Here is a 19,195-nt window from a genome sequence, read left to right on the forward strand (position 1 = left end):
TCCGGGCGCCGAAGGCCGGCAGCGATAGGAGCGGTGATTTCGCGATGCAACGACGCGGGCGGATGGCTGGGATGCATCGGCTTTCCGGTGCGACCGTTCCGTCATGCGAAATGGCCGCCGCTCACCCGCGCGGGCGGGCGGTCCGCGCGGCGCCGAGTTCGGCGATCTGCCGGGTCTGCGCGCGGATCAGATCCTCCAGCTGCTTGGTCCGGATGCGGTCGAGCTTGTCGTGCAGGGACACGATCTCGATCTCGGCGCGCAGGTTGACCTCGTAGTCGAGGCCGGCGGCGATGCGGTCGCGCTCCGCCTGCCGGTTCTGCGACATCAGGATCACCGGCGCCTGCAACGCCGCGACCATCGACAGGATCAAGTTGAGAAAGATGTAGGGATAGGCGTCGAAGCCGCCCCCCGACCCTGCGAGGACGACGGTGTTCAGGACCACCCAGCCGACGAGCAGGCCGGTGAAGGCGATGATGAACCCCCACGAGCCGCCGAGCCTGGCGACCCGGTCGGCGAGGCGTTCGCCGAAATCCGGGCCCGCGCGCGACGTCGCGGCGGCGCCCGCGTCGCGGGCATGGACGCGCCCGGCGATGTGCGCGAGGACGCGCCGACTGTGCGGCGACAGGCAGCCCAAGCCCTGATCCAGGAGCTGCCGGGCGAGCCGGGCGACCGCCTCGTCTCCGTCGGCGGACATGCCGGTGCCCCTCTCCTGCTACGTCGCCATGCCCTTCACGAGGCGTTCGATGGCGTCGAGGGCATCGCCGATGCGTGCGGTCTGGGCCAGGATCTTCCCGGCTTCGACCTTGGCGTTCGCATCCGTCTGCCACCAGATGCCGCCGTCGATGTTCCTGATCATCGTCGTGAGGCGGTCGTTCTGGACACCCATCGCCTCGATCGCAGTCTGACAGATCATGATGTCGCCCCCTGATGTTCAGCGAACATATCTCAAACGGGCGGGCAGCAGCGAAGAATTCGCATCGCGGCCCGGGAGACGCCCGGTGGCCGGGACTGGCGCCGCGAACCGTTTCGTGTATGGTCCGCGCGGCCTCGGCCCGGCGACGGGCGGGGCCGAAACCGCTTGGACCAACGACCCTGCTGGACGACATCCCGGCATCGGCCAAGGCTCGAGCATGCCTCAGGCGCCGTCCTCCCGATCCGGAGGGGCGGCCGCACGGCGCTTCTGAAAACCTCACCTGAAAGGCACTGCGATGTCGATCTCGGCAGAGCGCAAGACCGCGCTCATCAAGGAATACGCGACCGTCGCCAAGGACACCGGCTCGCCGGAGGTCCAGGTGGCGATCCTCACCGAGCGGATCACCAACCTCACCAGCCACTTCAAGACCCACGGCAAGGACAACCATTCCCGCCGCGGCCTCCTGAAGATGGTCTCGCAGCGCCGCTCGCTGCTCGACTACGTGAAGCGTCGCGACGAGGCCCGCTACCGCAGCCTCATCGAGCGCCTCGGCATCCGCCGCTAATCCAGCCCACGCGGTTCCGAGCCCGGCTCGGGACCGCTTTTTTCAAGATCTCGGGTGGCCGGAACGGGTCCGGCCCCGCGAGCAACGGGCGACTTCGAGGCGCGAACACCAGGGACAGGATCGCAGGGCACTCCTCCAGCCGGAGTGCCCCGCCGTCTTGCCCCTGGCCGCGCCGGGTTCGCCCGCCGCATGATGGCAAGGACGACAAGAATGTTCGACGTACAACGTGAAGAGCTGATGTGGGGCGACCGCCGCCTCGTTCTGGAGACCGGCAAGGTCGCCCGCCAGGCCGACGGCTCGGTGATGGCCACCTACGGCGAGACCTCGGTTCTCGCCACCGTCGTCTCCTCCAAGGAGCCGAAGGTCGGGATCGACTTCCTGCCGCTGACCGTGAACTACCAGGAGCGCGCCTACGCCGCCGGCCGCATCCCCGGCGGCTACTTCAAGCGCGAGGGCCGGCCGTCCGAGAAGGAGACGCTGGTCTCCCGCCTGATCGACCGCCCGATCCGCCCGCTCTTCGTCGAGGGCTGGCGCAACGACACCCAGGTCGTCGTGACCGTGCTCACCCACGACCTCGAGAACGACCCCGACATCCTGGCGATGGTCGCGGCCTCGGCGGCGCTCACCCTGTCCGGCGTGCCGTTCATGGGCCCGATCGGCGCCGCCCGCGTCGGCTACGCCAACGGCCAGTACGTGCTCAACCCGCCGGTCCCGGAGATGGACGGCGCGGTGCTCGACCTCGTCGTCGCCGGCACCACCGACGCGGTGTTGATGGTCGAGTCGGAGGCCAAGGAGCTGTCCGAGGAGATCATGCTCGGCGCCGTGATGTTCGGCCACAAGCACTTCCAGCCGGTGATCGAGGCGATCGTGCGCCTGGCCGAGAAGGCCGCCAAGGAGCCGCGGGCCTTCTCGCCGCCGGAGAATGCCGACGTCGAGGCCGCCGTGCTCGGCGTCTGCGAGTCCGAGCTGCGCGACGCCTACAAGATCACCGTCAAGCAGGAGCGCTACAAGGCCGTCGACGCCGTGAAGGCGAAGGTGGTCGCGGCTCTGTGCCCGGCCGAAGGCGAGCAGAAGTTCGCCCCCGAGAAGGTCAAGGCCGCTTTCAAGGAGGCCCAGTCCAAGGTCGTTCGCTGGAACATCCTCGACACCGGCTCGCGCATCGACGGCCGCGACGTGAAGACCGTCCGCCCGATCGAGAGCCAGGTCGGCGTGCTGCCGCGCGCCCACGGCTCATCGCTGTTCACCCGCGGCGAGACCCAGGCGCTCGTGGTCGCGACGCTGGGCACCGGCGAGGACGAGCAGTACATCGACGCGCTGCAGGGGACCTACAAGGAGACCTTCCTGCTGCACTACAATTTTCCCCCCTACTCGGTGGGTGAGACCGGCCGCATGGGCTCCCCCGGTCGCCGCGAGATCGGCCACGGCAAGCTCGCCTGGCGCGCGATCCACCCGGTGCTGCCGCCGGCCCACGAGTTCCCGTACACGATCCGCGTCGTGTCCGAGATCACCGAGTCGAACGGCTCGTCCTCGATGGCCTCGGTCTGCGGCGGCTCGCTGTCGCTGATGGATGCGGGCGTCCCGCTGCGCCGTCCCGTCGCCGGCATCGCCATGGGCCTCATCCTCGAGGGCGAGCGCTACGCGGTGCTCTCCGACATCCTCGGTGACGAGGACCACCTCGGCGACATGGACTTCAAGGTGGCCGGCACGGACGAGGGCATCACCTCGCTCCAGATGGACATCAAGATCGCCGGCATCACCGAGGAGATCATGCAGGTCGCCCTCGCCCAGGCGAAGGACGGCCGCGCCCACATCCTCGTGGAGATGGCCAAGGCGCTCACCGCCGCCCGCCCCGAGCTCGGCGAGTACGCGCCGCGCATCGAGACCATGCAGATCCCCACCGACAAGATCCGGGAAGTGATCGGCACCGGCGGCAAGGTGATCCGCGAGATCGTCGAGAAGACCGGCGCCAAGATCAACATCGACGATTCCGGCACGGTGAAGATCGCCTCGGCCGACGGCAAGGCGATCAAGGCGGCCTACAACTGGATCCGCTCGATCGTCGCGGAAGCCGAGCCGGGCATGATCTACGAGGGCACCGTCGTGAAGACGATGGAGTTCGGCGCCTTTGTGAACTTCTTCGGCGCCAAGGACGGCCTCGTCCACATCTCGGAGCTCGCCGCCCAGCGGGTCGCCAAGGTGACGGACGTCGTCAGCGAGGGCCAGAAGGTCAAGGTTAAGTTCCTCGGCCAGGACGATCGCGGCAAGATCCGCCTCTCGATGAAGGTCGTCGACCAGGAGACCGGCGAGGACCTCACCGAGAAGCTCAAGGCCGAGCGCGCCGAGCGCGGCGAGCCCGAGCGCGAGGAGCGGGCCCCGCGCGAGCGGAGCGAGCGCAGCAGCCGCGGCGAGCGTCGCCAGTCGAACGACTGATCGTCCGGACCCGCGGTCCTGACGGCGAAGACGGCGCGGTCCCCTCGGGGCCGCGCCTTTTTCGTGGGCGGTTCCGGCGCGGCGGCAAGGAACGCCGGCCTTCGGAGGGCGTTCGATCCGCGACCCCAACAGGAGCGCACCCGACCCCATGGCCAACGACATGATCCACGACATCTTCAGCGGCGAGCCGAACCTCAGCACCACCGAGCGCGCGGTCTCGGTGGTGCTCGGCCTCGGCATCGCGGCGGCGGCCGCGCAGCCGCGCCCGAACAAGTGGCTGAGCCTCGCGGCCCTCGTGGTCGGCGTCGGCCTCGCATTGCGCGGCGCCACCGGCCATTGCGCAATCAAGGCGGCCTCCGACCACATCTGAGCATCGGACCAGTCGCAACGAAGAAGGGGGCGCCTCGCGGCGCCCCCTTTTCTACGTCGTGGTCCGTGTCGGCGAGCGCGACCTCAGAGCGTGGTGGTGCGGCCGCGGCTGGCGATGAAGCCGTAGATCGCGAGGACGACGATCGCGCCGACCACGGCGCCGATGAAGCCCGCGCCCTGGTTCGGGCCGTACCAGCCGAGCGCCTGGCCGAGGAAGGTGGCGACGAAGGCGCCGACGATGCCGAGGATGGTGGTCAGGATGAAGCCCGACGGCTCGTTCGAGCCGGGCATGATGAACTTGGCGACGATGCCGGCGAGGAAACCGATGACGATGGTCCAGAGAATACCCATGACGAACCCCTTGGCGACGTGACGCCTGACGATGTGACGCCGCTTTCGGATGACGCGACGCTGGAACGGTGTTGAAACGCACGGTGGCAGCGGGGGTTGCGACGGATTGGCCGTCGCCGGATCTTTTTCCGCACTGCAATGGGCCAAGGCCGCCGGCCCGGCGCCCCTTTACCTCGCACGCGCCCGGCGGCAGAAGCGATCCGAAGATCAGCCGGGGGACAGGACATGACGATCGAACGCTTCGAGCCGGGCGCGCGGATGGCGCAAGGCGTGGCCTACGGCGACACGGTGTATCTCGCCGGCCAGGTCGCCGCCGACACGGTCGGCACCGGCGTCACCGCGCAGACGCAGGCCATCCTCGGCCAGATCGAGCGCCTGCTGGCGGCTGCCGGCAGCGACAAGGAGCGGATCCTGATGGCGACGATCTACCTGGCCGACATGGGCACATTCGCCGAGATGAACGCCGCCTGGGACGCCTGGGTGTCGAAGGACAACCCGCCCGGCCGCGCCACGGTCGAGGCCAAGCTCGCCGGGCCGGAATACCTCGTCGAGATCGTCGTCGTCGCCGCGCGGTCGGGCGCATGAGGGCCGCCGCCCTCGCACGCGCGATCCTCCTCGCGGGCCTCACGCTCGTGAGCGGGCCGGCGTTGGCGGCGGGGCCGGAGCGGGTCGTCAACATCTACAACTGGTCGGGCTACATCGATCCGAAGGTGCTAGAGGCCTTCACCCGCGAGACCGGGATCAAGGTGGTCTACGACACCTACGACAACAACGAGATCCTCGAGACCAAGCTGCTCGCCGGCAAGTCCGGCTACGACGTGGTGGTGCCGTCGGGGCCGTTCCTGCAGCGGCTGATCCGGGCCGGCGCGTTCCTGCCCCTCGACAAGGCCAAGCTGACGAACCTCGGCAACGTCTGGCCGGAGATCGCCGGGCGCCTCGCGACCTACGATCCGGGCAACGCCTACGCCGTCGACTACATGTGGGGCACCACCGGGCTCGGGCTCAACCTCGGGCTGGTGCGCGAGCGTCTCGGCGCCGGCGCCGCGCTCAACACCTGGAACCTCGTCCTCAACCCGGCCTCGGCGAACAAGCTCAAGGATTGCGGGATCATGATGCTCGACTCGCCCGAGGACCTGATCCCGAGCATGCTGCCGACCTTCGGCCTGAAGAGCGACTCCAAGCGCTGGGACGACATCACCCAGGTCGCCGACGCGCTCTTCAAGGTGCGCGGGACGGTGCGGAAGTTCCACTCGTCGGAATACATCCAGTCGCTCGCCAACGGCGATCTCTGCGTCGCGGTCGGCTATTCCGGCGACGTGCTGCAGGCGAAGAAGCGGGCCGACGAGGCGAAGAACGGCGTCGAGATCGCCTACCTCATCCCGAAGGAGGGCACGCTGATGTGGTTCGATGCCTTCGCGATCCCGAAAGACGCCCCCCATGCGGCGGAGGCGCTGAGCTTCATCGACTACATGCTGCGCCCCGAGGTTGCGGCGGCCAACACCAACTTCGTGTCCTATGCCAGCGGCAACCTGCCCGCGAAGAAGCTCGTGAAGCCGGACATCCTGGCCAATCCCGGCATCTATCCCGACGACGCGACGATGCAGCGGCTCTCGGTCAACACCGCCTGGGACGACCGCACCCAGCGCTTCGTCACACGGGCCTGGACGCGGGTGCGCACCGGCAAGTGAGCCGTCAAGTGAGCCGTCGCCGCGGGGAGCGCGCACGAAAAAGCCCGGCGCGATGGCCGGGCTTCGATCGTCGCGGGCGACCGTGATCAGTCCTTGAGGTCGGCCGGCACCTTGCCGCCGTTCTCCTCGAGCTTCTTGATCACCTGCTTGTGCAGCCAGACGTTCATCGTGGCCGAATCGTCCTTGTCGCCGGTGTAGTGCAGCTCGTCGGCGAGCTGCTTGCGGGCGGTCAGGCTCGAATCGAGATCGAGGAGCTTCATCAGGTCCACGATCGAGGTGCGCCAGTTCAGCGTCTGGGAATTCTTCTGGGCCATGCCGTTGAGCACCGCCTCTACGTCCACGGGCTCGCCCGAGGCGGACGGCGTCGCGTCGGCCGTGGTGGTCGAGGCCGGGCTGCTGGCGCCGCCGGCATCCGCGGTCGAGGGGGCCGCCGCGGAGGAGGCGCCTCCGAACGGATGCAGGATCTTGCTGACGATGCTGCCGAGTAGGCTCATGAGATCATTCCCTCGATCGATGCCGCGGAAAAGCGCCGCAGTCGCGTGACAACGGGAGCCGGACCGGCCTGTTCCGGCCGCGCCGCAACGTCAGCGGAAGAGCGGCAGGGCGGCTCCGAGCAGGGCGAGGCCGGCGAGCAGGCAGAGCCCGCTCCATCGTTCCAGGATCGGCGCCCGATCCGGGTCGCGCGTCGACATGCGGGCAAGGCCAACGCCGCAGGTCAGGCAAGCGAAGCTGAGCATCGCGACAATCATCCCCAAGGCAGACTTCTCTGGTGGAAAGGATGGATGCCTTATACAGAAATGAATGGCAATAAAATTCGACTCTGTGGATATCTCTCAGACACGCTTTCTATGAGTACAGAACCGTTTTCCAGCATCTGAAAGTTGCATTGGAATACCTAGGCGATTTTGCGCGGCTTCATTCTTCGTAACCATGTGGTCGCAATCGAAGTGCTTGCCACGCGCGAGCGAGGGCGGATGGCGTTTTCGGCGCGCCGATTTGCACTTTCGCCGGCCTGTGGCATGGGAGCGGCCGAAGCCGCTCCGCTCCCGAGCCCGGAAATCCCGAGCCCATGCGTCAGTTCCCCAATCGCCGTACGATCCTCGCTGCGGGCCTGCTCGCGTTCGGGGCGGACGCCCTCGGGGCGGGCTCCGCGACGGCGCAGGCCGCGCCGGTGCCCGTCCGCATCGGCGTGATCCCGGTGATCGGCGCGGCGCCGATCTTCGTCGCCAACGGAGAGGGCTGGCTCGAGGCCGCCGGGCTCAAGCCGGGATTCACCACCTTCGAGTCCGGGCCGAACATGATCCAGGCGCTGGCCTCCGGCACCATCGACGTCTACGTCGCGGGCATCGCGCCGCTGGCGGTGGCGCGCACCAAGAACATCGACGTGCGCGTGGTCGCCGCGACCGCGGTCGAGGAGATGGTGTTCGTCGCAGGCCCCAAGCTCGCGCCCTACTTCGCGGCGACCGCCGACAAGGCGGAGGCCTTCCGCCGCTACCGGGAGAAGGAGGGCCGCGCCGCCCGCCTCGCGACCCAGCCGCCGGGCTCGGTGCCGAACACCACGCTGCAGCACTGGCTCTGGCAGGTGGCCAAGACCGACAAGACGAACGCCGAGGTCGTCGCCATGGGCATCGACGCGACGCAGCAGGCTCTGCTCGCCGGCGCCGTCGACGGCGCCTCGATCCGCGAGCCGGCGCTGACGATCGTCCAGCAGCGCAACCCGGCGATCGCCCTGATCGCCACCGGCGCCGAGATGTTCCCCGACCAGCCCGGCACCGTGGTCGCCGTCTCGGGCGCCTTCGCCGACAGGAACCCGGCCGCGGTGCAGGGCCTCGTCGACGCGCTGGTGAAGGCGACCGACCTGCTCAAGACCGATCCGGCCCGCGCCGCGCCGCCGGTCGAGAAGGCGCTCGGCAAGGGCATCACCGATCTCGCCACGATCCGGAAGGCGTTGTCCTCGCCGGCGGCGAAGTTCACCGCCGACCCGCGGGTGATCGTCGAGGCGACGCGGAAGATGCAGGCCTATCAGGTGAGCATCGGCACCCTCGACAAGGACGTGCCGATCGACGGCCTGTTCGTGCCGGGCTTCTACGAGAAGGCGATCGCGCGCTGACCGTCCTCCGCGCGATCCTGCTGTCAACCCTCGGGCTCGCCGCCTTCCTCCTGGTCTGGGAGGCGGCGCCCCGGCTCGGGCTGATCAACCCGGCCTTCCTGCCGCCGCCGAGCACGATCCCGGCCGCGTTCCTGCGCGAGATCGAGCTCGGGGTGTGGTTCGAGGCGGTGGCGTCGAGCCTTAGCCACTACCTCGTCGGCCTCGCCGTCGGCGCGGGCGCCGGGATCGCGCTCGGCCTCGTCGGCGGCATGTCGCGGACCTTCGAGGCCGCGACCGCCTGGGTTGTGCGTCTGCTGCGGCCGATCCCGGGCCTCGCCTGGGTGCCGTTCGCCATCATCTGGTTCGGCGTCGAGCCGTCGGCGGCCGTGTTCATCATCGCCATCGGCGTGTTCTGGATCGTCTTCTTCGCGACGCAGGGCGCCGTGCGCGGCGTCGACCGCGACCTGATCGAGGTGGCACAGGCCTTCGGCTTCCGCTCGGCCCCCGCACGTCTGACCAAGATCCTGCTGCCGGCGGCGACGCCGGGCATCCTCGTCGGCCTGCGCACGGCGCTCGGCCAGGCCTGGATGGCGGTGGTCGCGGCGGAGATCTTCGGCGTGCCGGGCGTCGGGCAGCGGATGATGCAGGCCTCGAGCCTGCTCTCCACCGACATCGTGGTCGTCTACATGCTCACCATGGCCGGGCTCTACGGATTGTTCGATTCGGCGTTCGTCGCCCTGCAGGGCTGGCTCCTGCGCTGGCGGGCCTGAGCGCATGGCGACCCAGGCCGACACCGCCATGCGCGACCCGATCATCGCCTTCCGGGCCTTGAGCCTCGCCTACGCGCGCGGGGGCACGCGCAACGTCATCCTGTCGGACCTCGACCTCACCGTCGCGCGCGGCGAGTTCCTGGTGATCGTCGGCGAATCCGGCGTCGGCAAGTCGACGCTCTTGCGGGTGCTGATCGGCCTCGCCGCGCCGAGCTCGGGCACGGTCGAGCTGGCGACGCGGCCCGGCTGCCGCACGCCGATGGCCCTGGTGTTCCAGGATGCGCGCCTGCTGCCGTGGCGGCGGGTCGTCGACAACGTCGCCTTCGGCCTGGAGAACAGCGGCCTGTCGCGTTCCCAGCGTCGGGCCAAGGCCGCCGAGATGCTGGCCCTCGTCGGGCTCGACGATCTCGCCCAGCGCTGGCCGCATCAGCTCTCGGGCGGGCAGCGCCAGCGCGTCGCCATCGCCCGTGCGCTCGCGGTCGACCCGGACGTGCTGCTCATGGACGAGCCGTTCTCGGCCCTCGACAGCTTCACCCGCGAGGGTCTCCAGGACGAGGTGCAGCGCATCCAGGCCGCCACCGGCAAGACGGTGCTGTTCGTGACCCACGACATCGACGAGGCGGTGACGCTGGCCGACCGGGTGGTGGTGCTGGCCGGCAAGCCCGGCCGCGTGTCGGCGGAGGTGCGGATCGACCTGCCCCGTCCGCGCAGGCGGCGCGATGGCGCATTGCTCGAAGCGGCACGGCGCCTGCGGAGCGAGCTCTCCCGCGATTCGGCCGAACTCTGACGCCGCGATCAGTTGCCGGAATACGCCCGCAGCATGCCGACGATGCGGTTCCGGATCTCGGGATCGCGCACCCGCAGGAACGCCGTCATCAGCAGCTCGCACTCGGCCGCCGAGGGCGTCGCGGCGCTGGAGGCTTGCACCTCGTCGCGGAAGAAATCCTGGACCGGGATCGCGAGCACGGCGGCGATCTTGCCCAGGACCTGCAGGCCGTTCGACGGATGCGGGCCGTCCTGCAGGCGGCGCGTGGTTCCCAGGTTGGTCATCGGCTTCGCCCGCTCAGATTTCCGGCTTCTGTTCGCATAGTCACACGCGAGCGCGAACGGGCCCATCGGTCGAAACCGTATTCACGGAATTCGTTGTGCACGCAACTACAAGTTTCGATGCTGCGTAGAAAATACGAAATGGCGTGAATGCCGGCGCGGCCTCGCGCCGAAGCTGCCCTGGATCAGCCGAACACCGCGGAGACCGCCAAACCGGCCAACGCGATCACACCGAGCAGGCGGCGCCAGGGGTTCACGCCGCGCAGGATCTCGTCCGCCGCCCACCAGGCGAGCGCCGCGCCGGACGCGATCCGAAGCCACATCCCGACGTCATTCTGCCCGCCGTCAGCCTTCGGCGCGAGCAGCCATCGCGCGGCAGACAATCCGAGGAACAACCAGAGCGGCAGATTGGGCCATTGTCCAATCACGATCGCGCCGGTGTTCCGGTCGCGGAACGTCCAGTCGACGGCGCGGCGCAGGGCCGACATCCCGGGGTCAGACCTTGTCGCTGCCCTCGGCCTGCCGGATGGGCGCGCAGATCTGCGGGCTCACCTTGTCGAGGTGGACGCAAGCGTTGTCGCGATACCAAGTGCGCAGGCCGGGCTGGGTCGGCGCGATGTACATCGCGACGAGGACGAAGCCGGCGGCGAGCACGATGAGGGCGAGGAGGAGGTTGCGCATCACGGGACTCCGATCGGGACGGGCTGCCGCCAAGCGACCGGACGTCCATGAAAAAGGCCCGCCTGCCGGGAAAGGCGCGGGCCGAGCGGTCGTCGCGGCACCTCAACGTGGAGGCAGGTTCCGCGCACCCAACGAGTGGGATGCGGCTCGGGTTCCGGCGAGCCGCCGCGGCGGGAACATGGTTGACGGCGGCCTGACGAATGTCGGAGGCCTTAACGAGGCGTGAAGCACGTCTCCGGGAAGTCCGGGACGGCCGGTTAAGAAAGCCTGAAACGATTCGCTCGAAATCGCGCGACGGCGGAGGGTGAGGAGGCCGGGCTGGTCCCGGTCTTCAGCGTTCAAGCACGTGCGGGCGGCGGCCATGACCGAGACGATCGACGACCTCAAGTTCCTGATGACGCTCGCCTTCGTGGTCTTCGGCGGCTTCGGTCTCGACGCCCTGCTGCGCTGAGGCGAGCGCGGAGCGCGCGCCGTCAACGCACCGACGCGCCGAACGCGCTTCGAAGGGCGAGCAGCGCGTCCGAGGGATCGATCGGCTCGGGCGGCCGCATCGTCGAGCCGAGCCGGATGGCAGGCGCCGGGCGGGCGGTGGCAGCCGGTCGAGGCTTCGGCAGCGGCACGTCCGGGACCTGCCCAAACCGCAGGAAGCGGGCGAGCTCGGCGGCCTTGGCACGTTGCTCCCGGTGAAGGCGGAACAGCGCCACGACGATCCCGATGGCTCCGGCGCCTTCCAGACAGGCGGCGATCACGTAACCGGGGGCCATGGTCGTTGCTCCTTCGAACTCGGCCGGGGCGCAGGGGCGAGCCCGCCGCCGTTCAGGGCCCGGTTCTCGAAGGTTATGGTTACCGCGGTGTTAACCGCCCCGGCCGCGGCGCCCAGCTCGGGGTTTCGTGATCGCGACCGCGCGCTCCGCCGGGTTCGGGCCCGGCGGACGCGGATCGCCCTGCGTCCGAATCCGATCGATCGCCGTCGATCAGGCCGCGCGGATGGCCGACAGGAACGCCTCGACCTCGCGCTGCACGTTCACCGATTGCGTGGCCAGCTCGTTGGCCGCCATCGTCACCTGCTGGGCGGCGGTCCCGGTCTCCCCGGCCGAGGCCAGCACCTGCGCCACGTTCCGGGAGACGTCCTGCGTCCCGTGCGCCGCCTCGACAGCGTTGCGCGAGATCTCGTCGGTCGCGGCCGTCTGCTCGACGACGGTCGACGCGATGGTCCCGGTGATCGCGTTGACCGACACGATGGTCTGCCCGACCTGCCGGATGGTCGCGGCCGCCTGGCTGCTGGCGTTCTGGATCGCCAGGATCTGCCCGCCGATCTCGTCCGTCGCCCGCGCGGTCTGGCCGGCCAGCGCCTTGACCTCGGCGGCGACCACCGCGAAGCCGCGGCCCGCCTCCCCGGCCCGCGCCGCCTCGATCGTGGCGTTCAAGGCCAGCAGGTTGGTCTGCCCGGCGATCGCGGTGATGGTGGCCACGGCCTCGCCGATCCGCTCCGCCGCCTCCGACAGCGTCGCCATCGCGGCGTCGGTGGCGCGCGCCTCGCGGGATGCGGTGGCGGCGACCGCGTTCGATTCCTGCACCTGGCGCTCGATCTCCCGAAGCGAGGCGACCATCTCCTCGGCTGCGGCGGCGACCGTCTGGACGTTTGCCGAGGTCTCCTCCGCCGCCGCACTGGATGCCAGGGCCTGGTTGCTGGTGGCGTCGGCCACCTGGGTCATCGAGCGGGCGGTCGCGTCGAGCTCGGTGGCGGCCGAGGTGACGATGCCGATCGCACCCGCGATCGTCCGGTCGAAATCGACCACGAGCTGGTCGACCCGGTCGGCCCGGTGCTGCCGGGCGGATTGCTCCGCGACCTTCTGGGCTTCCAGGGCGAGGCGCTCGATCCCGTTCTGGCGGAAGACGTCGACCGCCCGGGCCATCTCGCCGATCTCGTCGCGGCGCGCGATCCCCGGAATGTCCACGGCGGTCGCGCCGCGGGCGAGCCGGCTCATCGTGTCGGTGAGCCCGTAGATCGGGCGGGTGACCTGCCGCCCGATGAGGAAGGCGGCGCTGCCGACCAGCAGCGCGATGCCGCCGAGGCCGAGCGACAGCTTGATCACGAGGGCCTTGAGGTGGGCCAGCGTGTCGTCGGCGTAGACGCCCGAGCCGATGATCCAGCCCCACGGCTCGAAGCGCTTCACGAACGAGATCTTGTCGACGGGCTGCTCGGCCCCGGGTTTCGGCCACATGTAGGACACGAAGCCGGCCCCCCGTCTCCGTGCCACGTCGGCCATCTCGACGAACAGGGCCTTGCCCACCGGATCCTTCAGCGCGGCGAGATCCGTGCCGTCGAGGGCCGGCTTGATCGGATGCATCACCATCCGCACCTGGTCGTCGATGATGTAGAAGTATTCGTTCGCGCCGTACCGCAGGTTCCGTACGCCCTCGAGCGCGGACCGCCTGGCGGCCGCTTCGGTCATCCGGCCGGACCGCCCCTCCCCCTCGAAATGCTCGAGCACGCCGGCGGCGACCTCGACCAGCTGCTGCGTCTTGACCGCCCGGCTGTTCGTCACCTCGTCGCGGAGTTCGATGACCGAGAGGGCGATGAGGCTCACCAGCCCCAGCACGCAGATCACCGTGATCGCGTGGATCTTCGTACCGATCGACAAGCTCATGATTCACCGCGGCACGAAGACGGATCCCTATCCGTAGGAGTGATGTCCGCATCCGGTTAAAGGACGATGAATTCGAACCTAGGATGCGTGATGTCGCGGCGTCGCGAAAGCGAAGCCCGGTTCCGTGCATGCGCGTTCGAAAGCCGGCCGGCGATCGGGGATGGGGACCGATCGCGCCTCTGCCCGACACCACGCGTCGGTGGAATTCGACGCCGGATCGGGCGACACCGGCGTCGTCAGATGCTGGGCCTGCAGGGCGACGCCTTTCCCGATCGCGGCGTCCACCGCGACGTCGCGGAGAATGCCCGCCGCGTCGTGACCGACGCCGAGACCGCGGCATGGGCGCCCCCTGACAAGCCGTTCACGACGCTGATCGTCACCTTCGCGGCCGTGGGTGGCTGCCTCAGCGCGGCCGTTGCCGGGCACCGAAGCGCGGCCGACCGGGAGGCGCACCAGGCGATGGGGTTACACAAGGGCTGGGGGCATCTGCGCCGACCAGCGCCCGGCGCTCGCCGCCCCGTGACTTTTTCGGCCGACCTCCGGTCGATGCCGGTCGGAAAGTGATCCCGGAAACGAAAAAGGCCGCCCTCTCGGGCGGCCTTTCGCGCGAACGTCGAACCGATCACATGCGGTGGCGACGGTGATGCATCATGCGGTGGCGGCGCTGGTGGCGCATCATCGGACGCGCCATCGGACGCATGCCGGGGCGCATCGACGAGCCCATCTCCGGCGTGCCGCCCGGCGCACCCATCGCGCGCTCCATGCCGCCGCGCGGGCCGCCGGCCTGGGAGCCGGACGAGTTGTAGGGGGAGTTCCCCTGGGCGAAGGCGGTCGCGGACATGAGCGTCAGCGACGCGGCGATCAGGAACAGTTTCTTCATTGGGGAAGTCCTTGGGTCGTCTGCGGAGGCGGAGCCTCCGCCTCGAACGGCGCCGCTGCCCGATTCGGCGTCGGCGTACGCTGGTGAACCGTCGCCGTCGCGTCGGGGTTCCTCCGTCGGGAAGCGATTCCGCGGGCGCGACGATCCGATCGGCTCGCTCTACTCACGGTTAGTGATCGAACTCGGTATTCCACCCCCGTGCGGACGGGCTTCGCGCAGGCCGCCGCCGGCGCGGTTCCCCACGTCGGACGCGACATCAATCCCGTTCCGCGATGGCATCCACCAAGCGCTGGAAATGGTCTAGGGAGGCGCAGCTTCGGACCGCGGATGCGGCCGCACGAAGGGGGACGCTCATGGATCCGGTACTGATCACCGGGGCGGCCGGGTTCATCGGGTACCACGTCGCCGAGCGCTACCTCGCGGCCGGCCGGCCGGTGATCGGCATCGACAACCTCAACGCCTATTACGACGTCGGCCTGAAGCAGGCGCGGCTCGCACGGCTCGAGGCCCATCCGAACTTCCGCTTCCTGAAGCTCGACATCGCCGAGGCCGATGCCGTCGATGCGCTGTTCGCCGAGCACCGCTTCCGGCTCGTGGTCCACCTCGCGGCGCAGGCGGGCGTGCGCTACTCGCTCGAGAACCCGCGCGCCTACGCGCGCAGCAACGTCGACGGATTCCTGAACATCCTCGAAGGTTGCCGCCATCACGGCTGCGTGCACCTCGTCTACGCCTCGTCGAGCTCGGTCTACGGCGCGCTCACCAAGATGCCGTTCTCGATCCACGACAACGTCGACCACCCGGTCAGCCTGTACGCGGCGACCAAGAAGGCGAACGAGCTGTTCGCCCATTCCTACAGCCACCTCTACGGTCTGCCGACCACGGGCCTGCGCTTCTTCACGGTCTACGGCCCCTGGTACCGGCCCGACATGGCGTTGTTCCTGTTCACCCGGGCGATCCTCGCAGGCGAGCCGATCTCGGTGTTCAACAACGGGCTGATGCAGCGCGACTTCACCTACGTCGACGACGTGGTCGACGGGGTGGTGCGGATCGGCGAGCGCATCGCCGCGCCGAACCCGGGCTGGGACGGTGCACGCCCCGACCCGGGCACGAGCGCCGCGCCCTACCGGCTCTACAATATCGGCAACAACCAGCCGGTGCAGCTGCTCCACCTGATCGACGTGCTGGAAGGCTGCCTCGGCGTGAAGGCGGTCCGGCGGATGCTGCCGATGCAGGCCGGCGACGTGCCGGCGACCTTCGCCGACGTGGACGACCTCTCCGCCGCCGTCGGCTTCGCGCCGTCGACCCCGATCGAGGCCGGCGTCGAGCGGTTCGTGCGCTGGTATCGCGCGTATTACCGGGCCTGACCTTCGGACGGCTTGATCTTCAGCTGGTCGATCACCCAGCGCCACGTCCCGTCCGCCTGCTCGCGCGCGGTCTCCGCGGAGATCGTGCCGTTGGGCAGCCGCGCGAACGTCATCGCGATCGGCCCGTTGCGCAGCGGCGGCAGCACGTCCGCGGCCGGGAAGTCCGAGCGGCGGGACAGCAGGTCGGCGTAGAAGGCGCGGATCTCCGCGTGCCCGGTGGCGACGATGCGGCCCGCGGCGAGCACCGCATCGGGCTCGTAGAGTGCGACGAGCCCCTCGACGTCGCCGGCATTGGCGCGCTGGTTGAACAGGCGGGCCAACGCCTCCGGCGCCTCGGCGCCCGCCCTGTGCATGTCCGACATCGCATCTCCTCTCGTGGTGGGCGCCGCGCTCCCGCTTCGCGGGCCCGCCGTCAGGTCAACGCCGTGCCGGTGCCGTCGTGCACCGAGACGGCGATGGGAATGCCGAGCTTCACGCTCTCCGACACCGTGCAGAACCGCTGGAACTGGTCGAGCACCCGGTCGATCCGCGGCATGTCGGCGGCTGCGGCGCCGAGCGCGATCCGCACGTCGATGCCGACGATCCGAAGGCGGTCGGCCTCGTTGCGCGCGATCCGGCAGGTGGCTTCCGCGGACACGCCCTTGCCGTCCTGGCGGAACTTCCCCAGCGCGAAGACCAGGCTGGCGCACAGGCAGTTCGCCACGCCGGCGATCAGCAGCTGTTCCGGATGGGGGCCGGTCCCGCCGCCGATCGGCTCCGCCTCGTCCACGCGCAAGGCCGTCAATGCTTTGCCGAAATCCACCGTGAAGACGTAATCGCCGACCTGGCTGATCGTGATGCTCGGCGCCGGCGTCATCGCATTGCTCCCTGTGCTGCCGAATGTTGCGATCGGCACCGGCGTTCCGTGGTTCGAGCCCGGTCGGCTGACAGATCCGCGATTTGAAACCGAAGCGAGGCGGCGCGGGCATCGCGTGCCTTGACGCGATTTCAGCTCTGGCATACCAAATACCAAATAAGGAATCGAGCCCTCGACGGATCGTCTCGGCGATTGCGAGCGTGGCCCGGCTCCGCCGCAGGGAGAGCTTCCATGCCCGGCCGAATTCCCGACCGCTGACCTCGATCCCGATCAGGGTCCGCGTCGTCGCGTGCTCCGCGGCCCGCGCGACCGACGACGACCCTCGCGGATCGACGATCGGCGGTGGACGACGGGTCCAGGATTGATGAGCGTCCTCCATGTCCCAGGCGATCGACTTCGAACAACTGGTCTCGAATGCCGGCGACGCGATCGTGGTCTCGGATCCCGAGGGGGCGATCGTGGTGTGGAACGCCGCCGCCGAGCGCATCTTCGGGTTCACGCCGGAGGAGGCGCTCGGGCGATCGCTCGACCTGATCACCCCCGATCGCCACCGGCACCGGCACTGGGAGGGCTACCGCAAGACCATGCGCACCGGCGTCACCCGCTACGGCGCCGAGGTGCTTCGGGTGCCGGCCCTGCACAAGGACGGCCGCGCCCTGTCGATCGCCTTCACGGTCAGCATGCTGTTCGACGCCGACGAGAACGTCACCGGCATCACCGCCGTGATCCGCGACGAGACGGAACGCTGGAACGCGGAGCGCGCGATGCGGCGCCGCCTCGCCGAGCTGGAAGCCTGACGACGGCGTTCGGCGGTCCGCCGCCGGGAACAGCCGACGTCCTCGAGATCGAGGCCGGATTTCGCAAGCAAGACGGCATCCGGCCGAAAGCAACGTGACCGCGGATCGAGGCTCCGCAGAAGAGCCCGGTCTCCGCTCGCCGAACGCGGCACCGATCGAGGGTCGGCGTCGCCATCCATCCACGCAAGAGAGGAAAAGCCGACGATGAGCAAGCCACTCGAGGGGATCAAGATCATCGACTTCACCCACGTCCAGGCCGGGCCGGCCTGCACGCAGCTGCTGGCCTGGTTCGGCGCCGACGTGATAAAGGTCGAGCGCCCCGGCTCCGGCGACGTCACCCGCAACCAGCTGCGGCACGTCGAGGGCGCGGATGCGCTCTACTTCACGATGCTGAACTCCAACAAGCGCTCGCTGACCCTCGACACCAAGACGCCCGAGGGCAAGCAGGTGCTGGAGAAGCTGATCGCCGAATCCGACGTGCTCGTCGAGAATTTCGGCCCCGGCGCCCTCGACCGGATGGGCTTCTCCTGGCCGCGGATCAACGAGCTCAACCCGGGCATGATCGTCGCCTCGGTGAAGGGCTTCTCCGACGGCCACCACTACGAGGACCTCAAGGTCTACGAGAACGTCGCCCAGTGCGCCGGCGGCGCCGCCTCGACCACCGGGTTCTGGGACGGGCCGCCGACGGTCAGCGCGGCCGCGCTCGGCGATTCCAACACCGGCATGCACCTCGCCATCGGAATCCTCACCGCGCTCCACCAGAAGAACAAGACCGGCAAGGGCCAGAAGGTCGCCGTGTCGATGCAGGATTCGGTGCTGAACCTCTGCCGCGTGAAGCTGCGCGACCAGCAGCGCCTCGATGCGCTCGGCTACCTCGAAGAGTACCCGCAATACCCGCACGGCACGTTCACGGACGTGGTGCCGCGCGGCGGCAATGCCGGCGGCGGCGGCCAGCCCGGATGGGTGCTCAAGTGCAAGGGCTGGGAGACCGACCCGAACGCCTACATCTACTTCACGATCCAGGGCCATGCCTGGGCCCCGATCTGCCGGGCGATCGGCAAGGAGGAGTGGATCGACGATCCGGCCTACAAGACCGCATCCGCCCGCCAGGACAAGATCATGGACATCTTCGGCACGATCGAGGAGTGGCTTGCCGACAAGACCAAGTTCGAGGCGGTCGACATCCTCCGCAAGTTCGACATCCCCTGCGCCCCGGTGATGTCGATGAAGGAGATCTCGGTCGATCCGTCCTTGCGCGCCAGCGGCACGGTCGTCGAGGTGCCCCACCCCCATCTCGGCTCGTACCTGACGGTCGGAAGCCCGATCAAATTCTCGGACATGACGGTCGAGATCAAGTCCTCGCCGCTGCTCGGCGAGCACACCGACGAGGTGCTGGTCGACCTCGGCTACACTCAGCAGCAGATCGAGGAGCTGCATCAGGCCCGCGCGGTCTAAGCGGTCCGATGCTCTGCGAAGCCGCTTCCGGTCCCACAGGACGCGGGGGCGGCTTCCGCCGTTTTCGCGTGAGAACGACTGGATGGGTCGCGCGAAGCACCAGACGGCCCCCTCTCCCAAGGGGAGGGGGTTGGGGTGAGGGGCGTGACCTCTCCGGAAAGCTCACGCGCCTCATCCTGTCCTTCTCCCCATGGGAGAAGGGACCCGTGCCTCGTCCCGTCGGCCGTGCGAAGACGACGGCCTCGGTGGGTGTAGGCGTGGCGCGGCGCTGAAACATGCAAAGGCTCGG

25 protein-coding genes are annotated in these 19,195 nt (G+C 69.1%); 12 read left to right on the forward strand and 13 right to left on the reverse strand.

Annotation, left to right across the window (positions count from 1 at the left end; translation table 11 throughout):
• Positions 1-121: 121 nt before the first annotated feature.
• A complete protein-coding gene (locus ACFZ8E_RS17315; protein ID WP_405043332.1) occupies positions 122-694 on the reverse strand; it encodes a DUF1003 domain-containing protein in 573 nt (190 codons plus the stop codon).
• A gap of 18 nt (positions 695-712) precedes the next feature.
• Positions 713-913, reverse strand: a complete 201-nt coding sequence (locus ACFZ8E_RS17320; RefSeq protein ID WP_147840989.1) for a hypothetical protein — start codon at positions 911-913, stop codon at positions 713-715.
• Between the two features lie 295 nt (positions 914-1,208).
• Here ACFZ8E_RS17320 and rpsO point away from each other — a divergent pair, with 295 nt between their 5' ends.
• The 3 genes from rpsO (at position 1,209) to ACFZ8E_RS17335 (ending at position 4,278) form a co-directional block, all read left to right on the forward strand.
• Positions 1,209-1,478, forward strand: a complete 270-nt coding sequence (gene rpsO, locus ACFZ8E_RS17325; RefSeq protein WP_147726935.1) for a 30S ribosomal protein S15 — start codon at positions 1,209-1,211, stop codon at positions 1,476-1,478.
• Between the two features lie 210 nt (positions 1,479-1,688).
• Complete coding sequence (gene pnp / locus ACFZ8E_RS17330; protein ID WP_147840990.1) at positions 1,689-3,908, forward strand: polyribonucleotide nucleotidyltransferase; 2,220 nt, start codon at positions 1,689-1,691, stop codon at positions 3,906-3,908.
• A gap of 148 nt (positions 3,909-4,056) precedes the next feature.
• Complete coding sequence (locus tag ACFZ8E_RS17335; RefSeq protein WP_405043333.1) at positions 4,057-4,278, forward strand: DUF2892 domain-containing protein; 222 nt, start codon at positions 4,057-4,059, stop codon at positions 4,276-4,278.
• An 83-nt stretch (positions 4,279-4,361) separates the two neighbouring features.
• On the opposite strand, the gene ACFZ8E_RS17340 is transcribed toward ACFZ8E_RS17335, so the two are convergent.
• Entirely contained in the window at positions 4,362-4,628 is a 267-nt protein-coding gene (locus ACFZ8E_RS17340) for a GlsB/YeaQ/YmgE family stress response membrane protein (protein WP_147726932.1), read from the reverse strand.
• Positions 4,629-4,853: 225 nt separating this feature from the next.
• Between ACFZ8E_RS17340 and ACFZ8E_RS17345 the strand changes: the two genes are divergently transcribed.
• Together ACFZ8E_RS17345 and ACFZ8E_RS17350 are read left to right on the forward strand one after the other, a co-directional pair.
• Positions 4,854-5,213: a RidA family protein gene (locus ACFZ8E_RS17345; RefSeq protein WP_147726931.1), complete on the forward strand. Its 360-nt coding sequence runs from the start codon at positions 4,854-4,856 to the stop codon at positions 5,211-5,213.
• Positions 5,210-6,316 carry a polyamine ABC transporter substrate-binding protein gene (locus ACFZ8E_RS17350; protein ID WP_405043334.1) on the forward strand — a complete coding sequence of 369 codons (1,107 nt, stop codon included), beginning with the start codon at positions 5,210-5,212 and terminating at the stop codon, positions 6,314-6,316. Before ACFZ8E_RS17345 ends, ACFZ8E_RS17350 begins: the two co-directional genes overlap by 4 nt.
• Before the next feature lie 86 nt (positions 6,317-6,402).
• Here ACFZ8E_RS17350 and ACFZ8E_RS17355 read toward each other — a convergent pair whose 3' ends face one another.
• Positions 6,403-6,810: a DUF3597 domain-containing protein gene (locus ACFZ8E_RS17355; protein WP_147726929.1), complete on the reverse strand. Its 408-nt coding sequence runs from the start codon at positions 6,808-6,810 to the stop codon at positions 6,403-6,405.
• A 90-nt stretch (positions 6,811-6,900) separates the two neighbouring features.
• Positions 6,901-7,053, reverse strand: a complete 153-nt coding sequence (locus ACFZ8E_RS17360; protein WP_187274661.1) for a hypothetical protein — start codon at positions 7,051-7,053, stop codon at positions 6,901-6,903.
• Between the two features lie 332 nt (positions 7,054-7,385).
• Here ACFZ8E_RS17360 and ACFZ8E_RS17365 point away from each other — a divergent pair, with 332 nt between their 5' ends.
• Genes ACFZ8E_RS17365 through ACFZ8E_RS17375 form a run of 3 tightly spaced genes read left to right on the forward strand, consistent with a single transcriptional unit; the run spans position 7,386 to position 9,962 of the window.
• Positions 7,386-8,426, forward strand: coding sequence for an ABC transporter substrate-binding protein (locus tag ACFZ8E_RS17365; protein ID WP_405043335.1), 1,041 nt, complete (start codon positions 7,386-7,388; stop codon positions 8,424-8,426).
• Entirely contained in the window at positions 8,423-9,175 is a 753-nt protein-coding gene (locus tag ACFZ8E_RS17370) for an ABC transporter permease (protein WP_405044405.1), read from the forward strand. Before ACFZ8E_RS17365 ends, ACFZ8E_RS17370 begins: the two co-directional genes overlap by 4 nt.
• Before the next feature lie 28 nt (positions 9,176-9,203).
• Complete coding sequence (locus ACFZ8E_RS17375) at positions 9,204-9,962, forward strand: ABC transporter ATP-binding protein (RefSeq protein ID WP_147841028.1); 759 nt, start codon at positions 9,204-9,206, stop codon at positions 9,960-9,962.
• A gap of 8 nt (positions 9,963-9,970) precedes the next feature.
• On the opposite strand, the gene ACFZ8E_RS17380 is transcribed toward ACFZ8E_RS17375, so the two are convergent.
• From ACFZ8E_RS17380 to ACFZ8E_RS17400, 5 genes are all read right to left on the reverse strand, one after another.
• Positions 9,971-10,225: a hypothetical protein gene (locus tag ACFZ8E_RS17380; protein WP_405043336.1), complete on the reverse strand. Its 255-nt coding sequence runs from the start codon at positions 10,223-10,225 to the stop codon at positions 9,971-9,973.
• A 182-nt stretch (positions 10,226-10,407) separates the two neighbouring features.
• Complete coding sequence (locus ACFZ8E_RS17385) at positions 10,408-10,701, reverse strand: hypothetical protein (protein WP_243938060.1); 294 nt, start codon at positions 10,699-10,701, stop codon at positions 10,408-10,410.
• Between the two features lie 16 nt (positions 10,702-10,717).
• Entirely contained in the window at positions 10,718-10,903 is a 186-nt protein-coding gene (locus tag ACFZ8E_RS17390) for a hypothetical protein (protein WP_405043337.1), read from the reverse strand.
• Positions 10,904-11,376: 473 nt separating this feature from the next.
• On the reverse strand, positions 11,377-11,667 hold the full coding sequence (locus ACFZ8E_RS17395) for a hypothetical protein (protein ID WP_405043338.1): 291 nt from the start codon (positions 11,665-11,667) through the stop codon (positions 11,377-11,379).
• Positions 11,668-11,877: 210 nt separating this feature from the next.
• Positions 11,878-13,554: a methyl-accepting chemotaxis protein gene (locus ACFZ8E_RS17400; protein WP_405043339.1), complete on the reverse strand. Its 1,677-nt coding sequence runs from the start codon at positions 13,552-13,554 to the stop codon at positions 11,878-11,880.
• A 240-nt stretch (positions 13,555-13,794) separates the two neighbouring features.
• Here ACFZ8E_RS17400 and ACFZ8E_RS17405 point away from each other — a divergent pair, with 240 nt between their 5' ends.
• Positions 13,795-14,118: a hypothetical protein gene (locus tag ACFZ8E_RS17405; protein WP_405043340.1), complete on the forward strand. Its 324-nt coding sequence runs from the start codon at positions 13,795-13,797 to the stop codon at positions 14,116-14,118.
• A 58-nt stretch (positions 14,119-14,176) separates the two neighbouring features.
• Here ACFZ8E_RS17405 and ACFZ8E_RS17410 read toward each other — a convergent pair whose 3' ends face one another.
• Positions 14,177-14,434 (reverse strand): hypothetical protein, encoded by a 258-nt coding sequence (locus ACFZ8E_RS17410; RefSeq protein WP_147726234.1) that lies wholly within the window; start codon positions 14,432-14,434, stop codon positions 14,177-14,179.
• A 353-nt stretch (positions 14,435-14,787) separates the two neighbouring features.
• Here ACFZ8E_RS17410 and ACFZ8E_RS17415 point away from each other — a divergent pair, with 353 nt between their 5' ends.
• The gene (locus ACFZ8E_RS17415) at positions 14,788-15,798 is read left to right on the forward strand and encodes an NAD-dependent epimerase (RefSeq protein WP_405043341.1); all 1,011 of its coding nucleotides are present in this window, start codon (positions 14,788-14,790) and stop codon (positions 15,796-15,798) included.
• On the opposite strand, the gene ACFZ8E_RS17420 is transcribed toward ACFZ8E_RS17415, so the two are convergent.
• Together ACFZ8E_RS17420 and ACFZ8E_RS17425 are read right to left on the reverse strand one after the other, a co-directional pair.
• Entirely contained in the window at positions 15,786-16,160 is a 375-nt protein-coding gene (locus ACFZ8E_RS17420) for a nuclear transport factor 2 family protein (RefSeq protein WP_147726232.1), read from the reverse strand. The genes ACFZ8E_RS17415 and ACFZ8E_RS17420 overlap by 13 nt on opposite strands.
• Positions 16,161-16,210: 50 nt before the next feature.
• The gene (locus tag ACFZ8E_RS17425; RefSeq protein ID WP_405043342.1) at positions 16,211-16,654 is read right to left on the reverse strand and encodes an OsmC family protein; all 444 of its coding nucleotides are present in this window, start codon (positions 16,652-16,654) and stop codon (positions 16,211-16,213) included.
• A gap of 377 nt (positions 16,655-17,031) precedes the next feature.
• On the opposite strand from ACFZ8E_RS17425, the gene ACFZ8E_RS17430 reads away from it, so the two are divergent.
• Both ACFZ8E_RS17430 and frc read left to right on the forward strand, forming a co-directional pair.
• The gene (locus ACFZ8E_RS17430; RefSeq protein WP_244027839.1) at positions 17,032-17,451 is read left to right on the forward strand and encodes a PAS domain S-box protein; all 420 of its coding nucleotides are present in this window, start codon (positions 17,032-17,034) and stop codon (positions 17,449-17,451) included.
• 204 nt (positions 17,452-17,655) lie between these two features.
• A complete protein-coding gene (frc, locus tag ACFZ8E_RS17435) occupies positions 17,656-18,906 on the forward strand; it encodes a formyl-CoA transferase (RefSeq protein WP_147841001.1) in 1,251 nt (416 codons plus the stop codon).
• Positions 18,907-19,195 lie beyond the last annotated feature (289 nt).

Source organism: Methylobacterium sp. HMF5984 (genome assembly GCF_045033435.1).
Lineage (GTDB): Bacteria > Pseudomonadota > Alphaproteobacteria > Rhizobiales > Beijerinckiaceae > Methylobacterium.

What these genes read in the sequence shown, in the direction of transcription:
- ACFZ8E_RS17315 (WP_405043332.1), bottom strand. Translation starts at nt 694, where the DNA reads ATGTCCGCCGACGGAGACGAGGCGGTCGCCCGGCTCGCCCGGCAGCTC.
- ACFZ8E_RS17320 (WP_147840989.1), bottom strand. Translation starts at nt 913, where the DNA reads ATGATCTGTCAGACTGCGATCGAGGCGATGGGTGTCCAGAACGACCGC.
- rpsO (WP_147726935.1), top strand. Translation starts at nt 1,209, where the DNA reads ATGTCGATCTCGGCAGAGCGCAAGACCGCGCTCATCAAGGAATACGCG.
- pnp (WP_147840990.1), top strand. Translation starts at nt 1,689, where the DNA reads ATGTTCGACGTACAACGTGAAGAGCTGATGTGGGGCGACCGCCGCCTC.
- ACFZ8E_RS17335 (WP_405043333.1), top strand. Translation starts at nt 4,057, where the DNA reads ATGGCCAACGACATGATCCACGACATCTTCAGCGGCGAGCCGAACCTC.
- ACFZ8E_RS17340 (WP_147726932.1), bottom strand. Translation starts at nt 4,628, where the DNA reads ATGGGTATTCTCTGGACCATCGTCATCGGTTTCCTCGCCGGCATCGTC.
- ACFZ8E_RS17345 (WP_147726931.1), top strand. Translation starts at nt 4,854, where the DNA reads ATGACGATCGAACGCTTCGAGCCGGGCGCGCGGATGGCGCAAGGCGTG.
- ACFZ8E_RS17350 (WP_405043334.1), top strand. Translation starts at nt 5,210, where the DNA reads ATGAGGGCCGCCGCCCTCGCACGCGCGATCCTCCTCGCGGGCCTCACG.
- ACFZ8E_RS17355 (WP_147726929.1), bottom strand. Translation starts at nt 6,810, where the DNA reads ATGAGCCTACTCGGCAGCATCGTCAGCAAGATCCTGCATCCGTTCGGA.
- ACFZ8E_RS17360 (WP_187274661.1), bottom strand. Translation starts at nt 7,053, where the DNA reads ATGCTCAGCTTCGCTTGCCTGACCTGCGGCGTTGGCCTTGCCCGCATG.
- ACFZ8E_RS17365 (WP_405043335.1), top strand. Translation starts at nt 7,386, where the DNA reads ATGCGTCAGTTCCCCAATCGCCGTACGATCCTCGCTGCGGGCCTGCTC.
- ACFZ8E_RS17375 (WP_147841028.1), top strand. Translation starts at nt 9,204, where the DNA reads ATGCGCGACCCGATCATCGCCTTCCGGGCCTTGAGCCTCGCCTACGCG.
- ACFZ8E_RS17380 (WP_405043336.1), bottom strand. Translation starts at nt 10,225, where the DNA reads ATGACCAACCTGGGAACCACGCGCCGCCTGCAGGACGGCCCGCATCCG.
- ACFZ8E_RS17390 (WP_405043337.1), bottom strand. Translation starts at nt 10,903, where the DNA reads ATGCGCAACCTCCTCCTCGCCCTCATCGTGCTCGCCGCCGGCTTCGTC.
- ACFZ8E_RS17395 (WP_405043338.1), bottom strand. Translation starts at nt 11,667, where the DNA reads ATGGCCCCCGGTTACGTGATCGCCGCCTGTCTGGAAGGCGCCGGAGCC.
- ACFZ8E_RS17400 (WP_405043339.1), bottom strand. Translation starts at nt 13,554, where the DNA reads ATGAGCTTGTCGATCGGTACGAAGATCCACGCGATCACGGTGATCTGC.
- ACFZ8E_RS17405 (WP_405043340.1), top strand. Translation starts at nt 13,795, where the DNA reads ATGCTGGGCCTGCAGGGCGACGCCTTTCCCGATCGCGGCGTCCACCGC.
- ACFZ8E_RS17410 (WP_147726234.1), bottom strand. Translation starts at nt 14,434, where the DNA reads ATGAAGAAACTGTTCCTGATCGCCGCGTCGCTGACGCTCATGTCCGCG.
- ACFZ8E_RS17415 (WP_405043341.1), top strand. Translation starts at nt 14,788, where the DNA reads ATGGATCCGGTACTGATCACCGGGGCGGCCGGGTTCATCGGGTACCAC.
- ACFZ8E_RS17420 (WP_147726232.1), bottom strand. Translation starts at nt 16,160, where the DNA reads ATGTCGGACATGCACAGGGCGGGCGCCGAGGCGCCGGAGGCGTTGGCC.
- ACFZ8E_RS17425 (WP_405043342.1), bottom strand. Translation starts at nt 16,654, where the DNA reads ATGACGCCGGCGCCGAGCATCACGATCAGCCAGGTCGGCGATTACGTC.
- ACFZ8E_RS17430 (WP_244027839.1), top strand. Translation starts at nt 17,032, where the DNA reads ATGTCCCAGGCGATCGACTTCGAACAACTGGTCTCGAATGCCGGCGAC.
- frc (WP_147841001.1), top strand. Translation starts at nt 17,656, where the DNA reads ATGAGCAAGCCACTCGAGGGGATCAAGATCATCGACTTCACCCACGTC.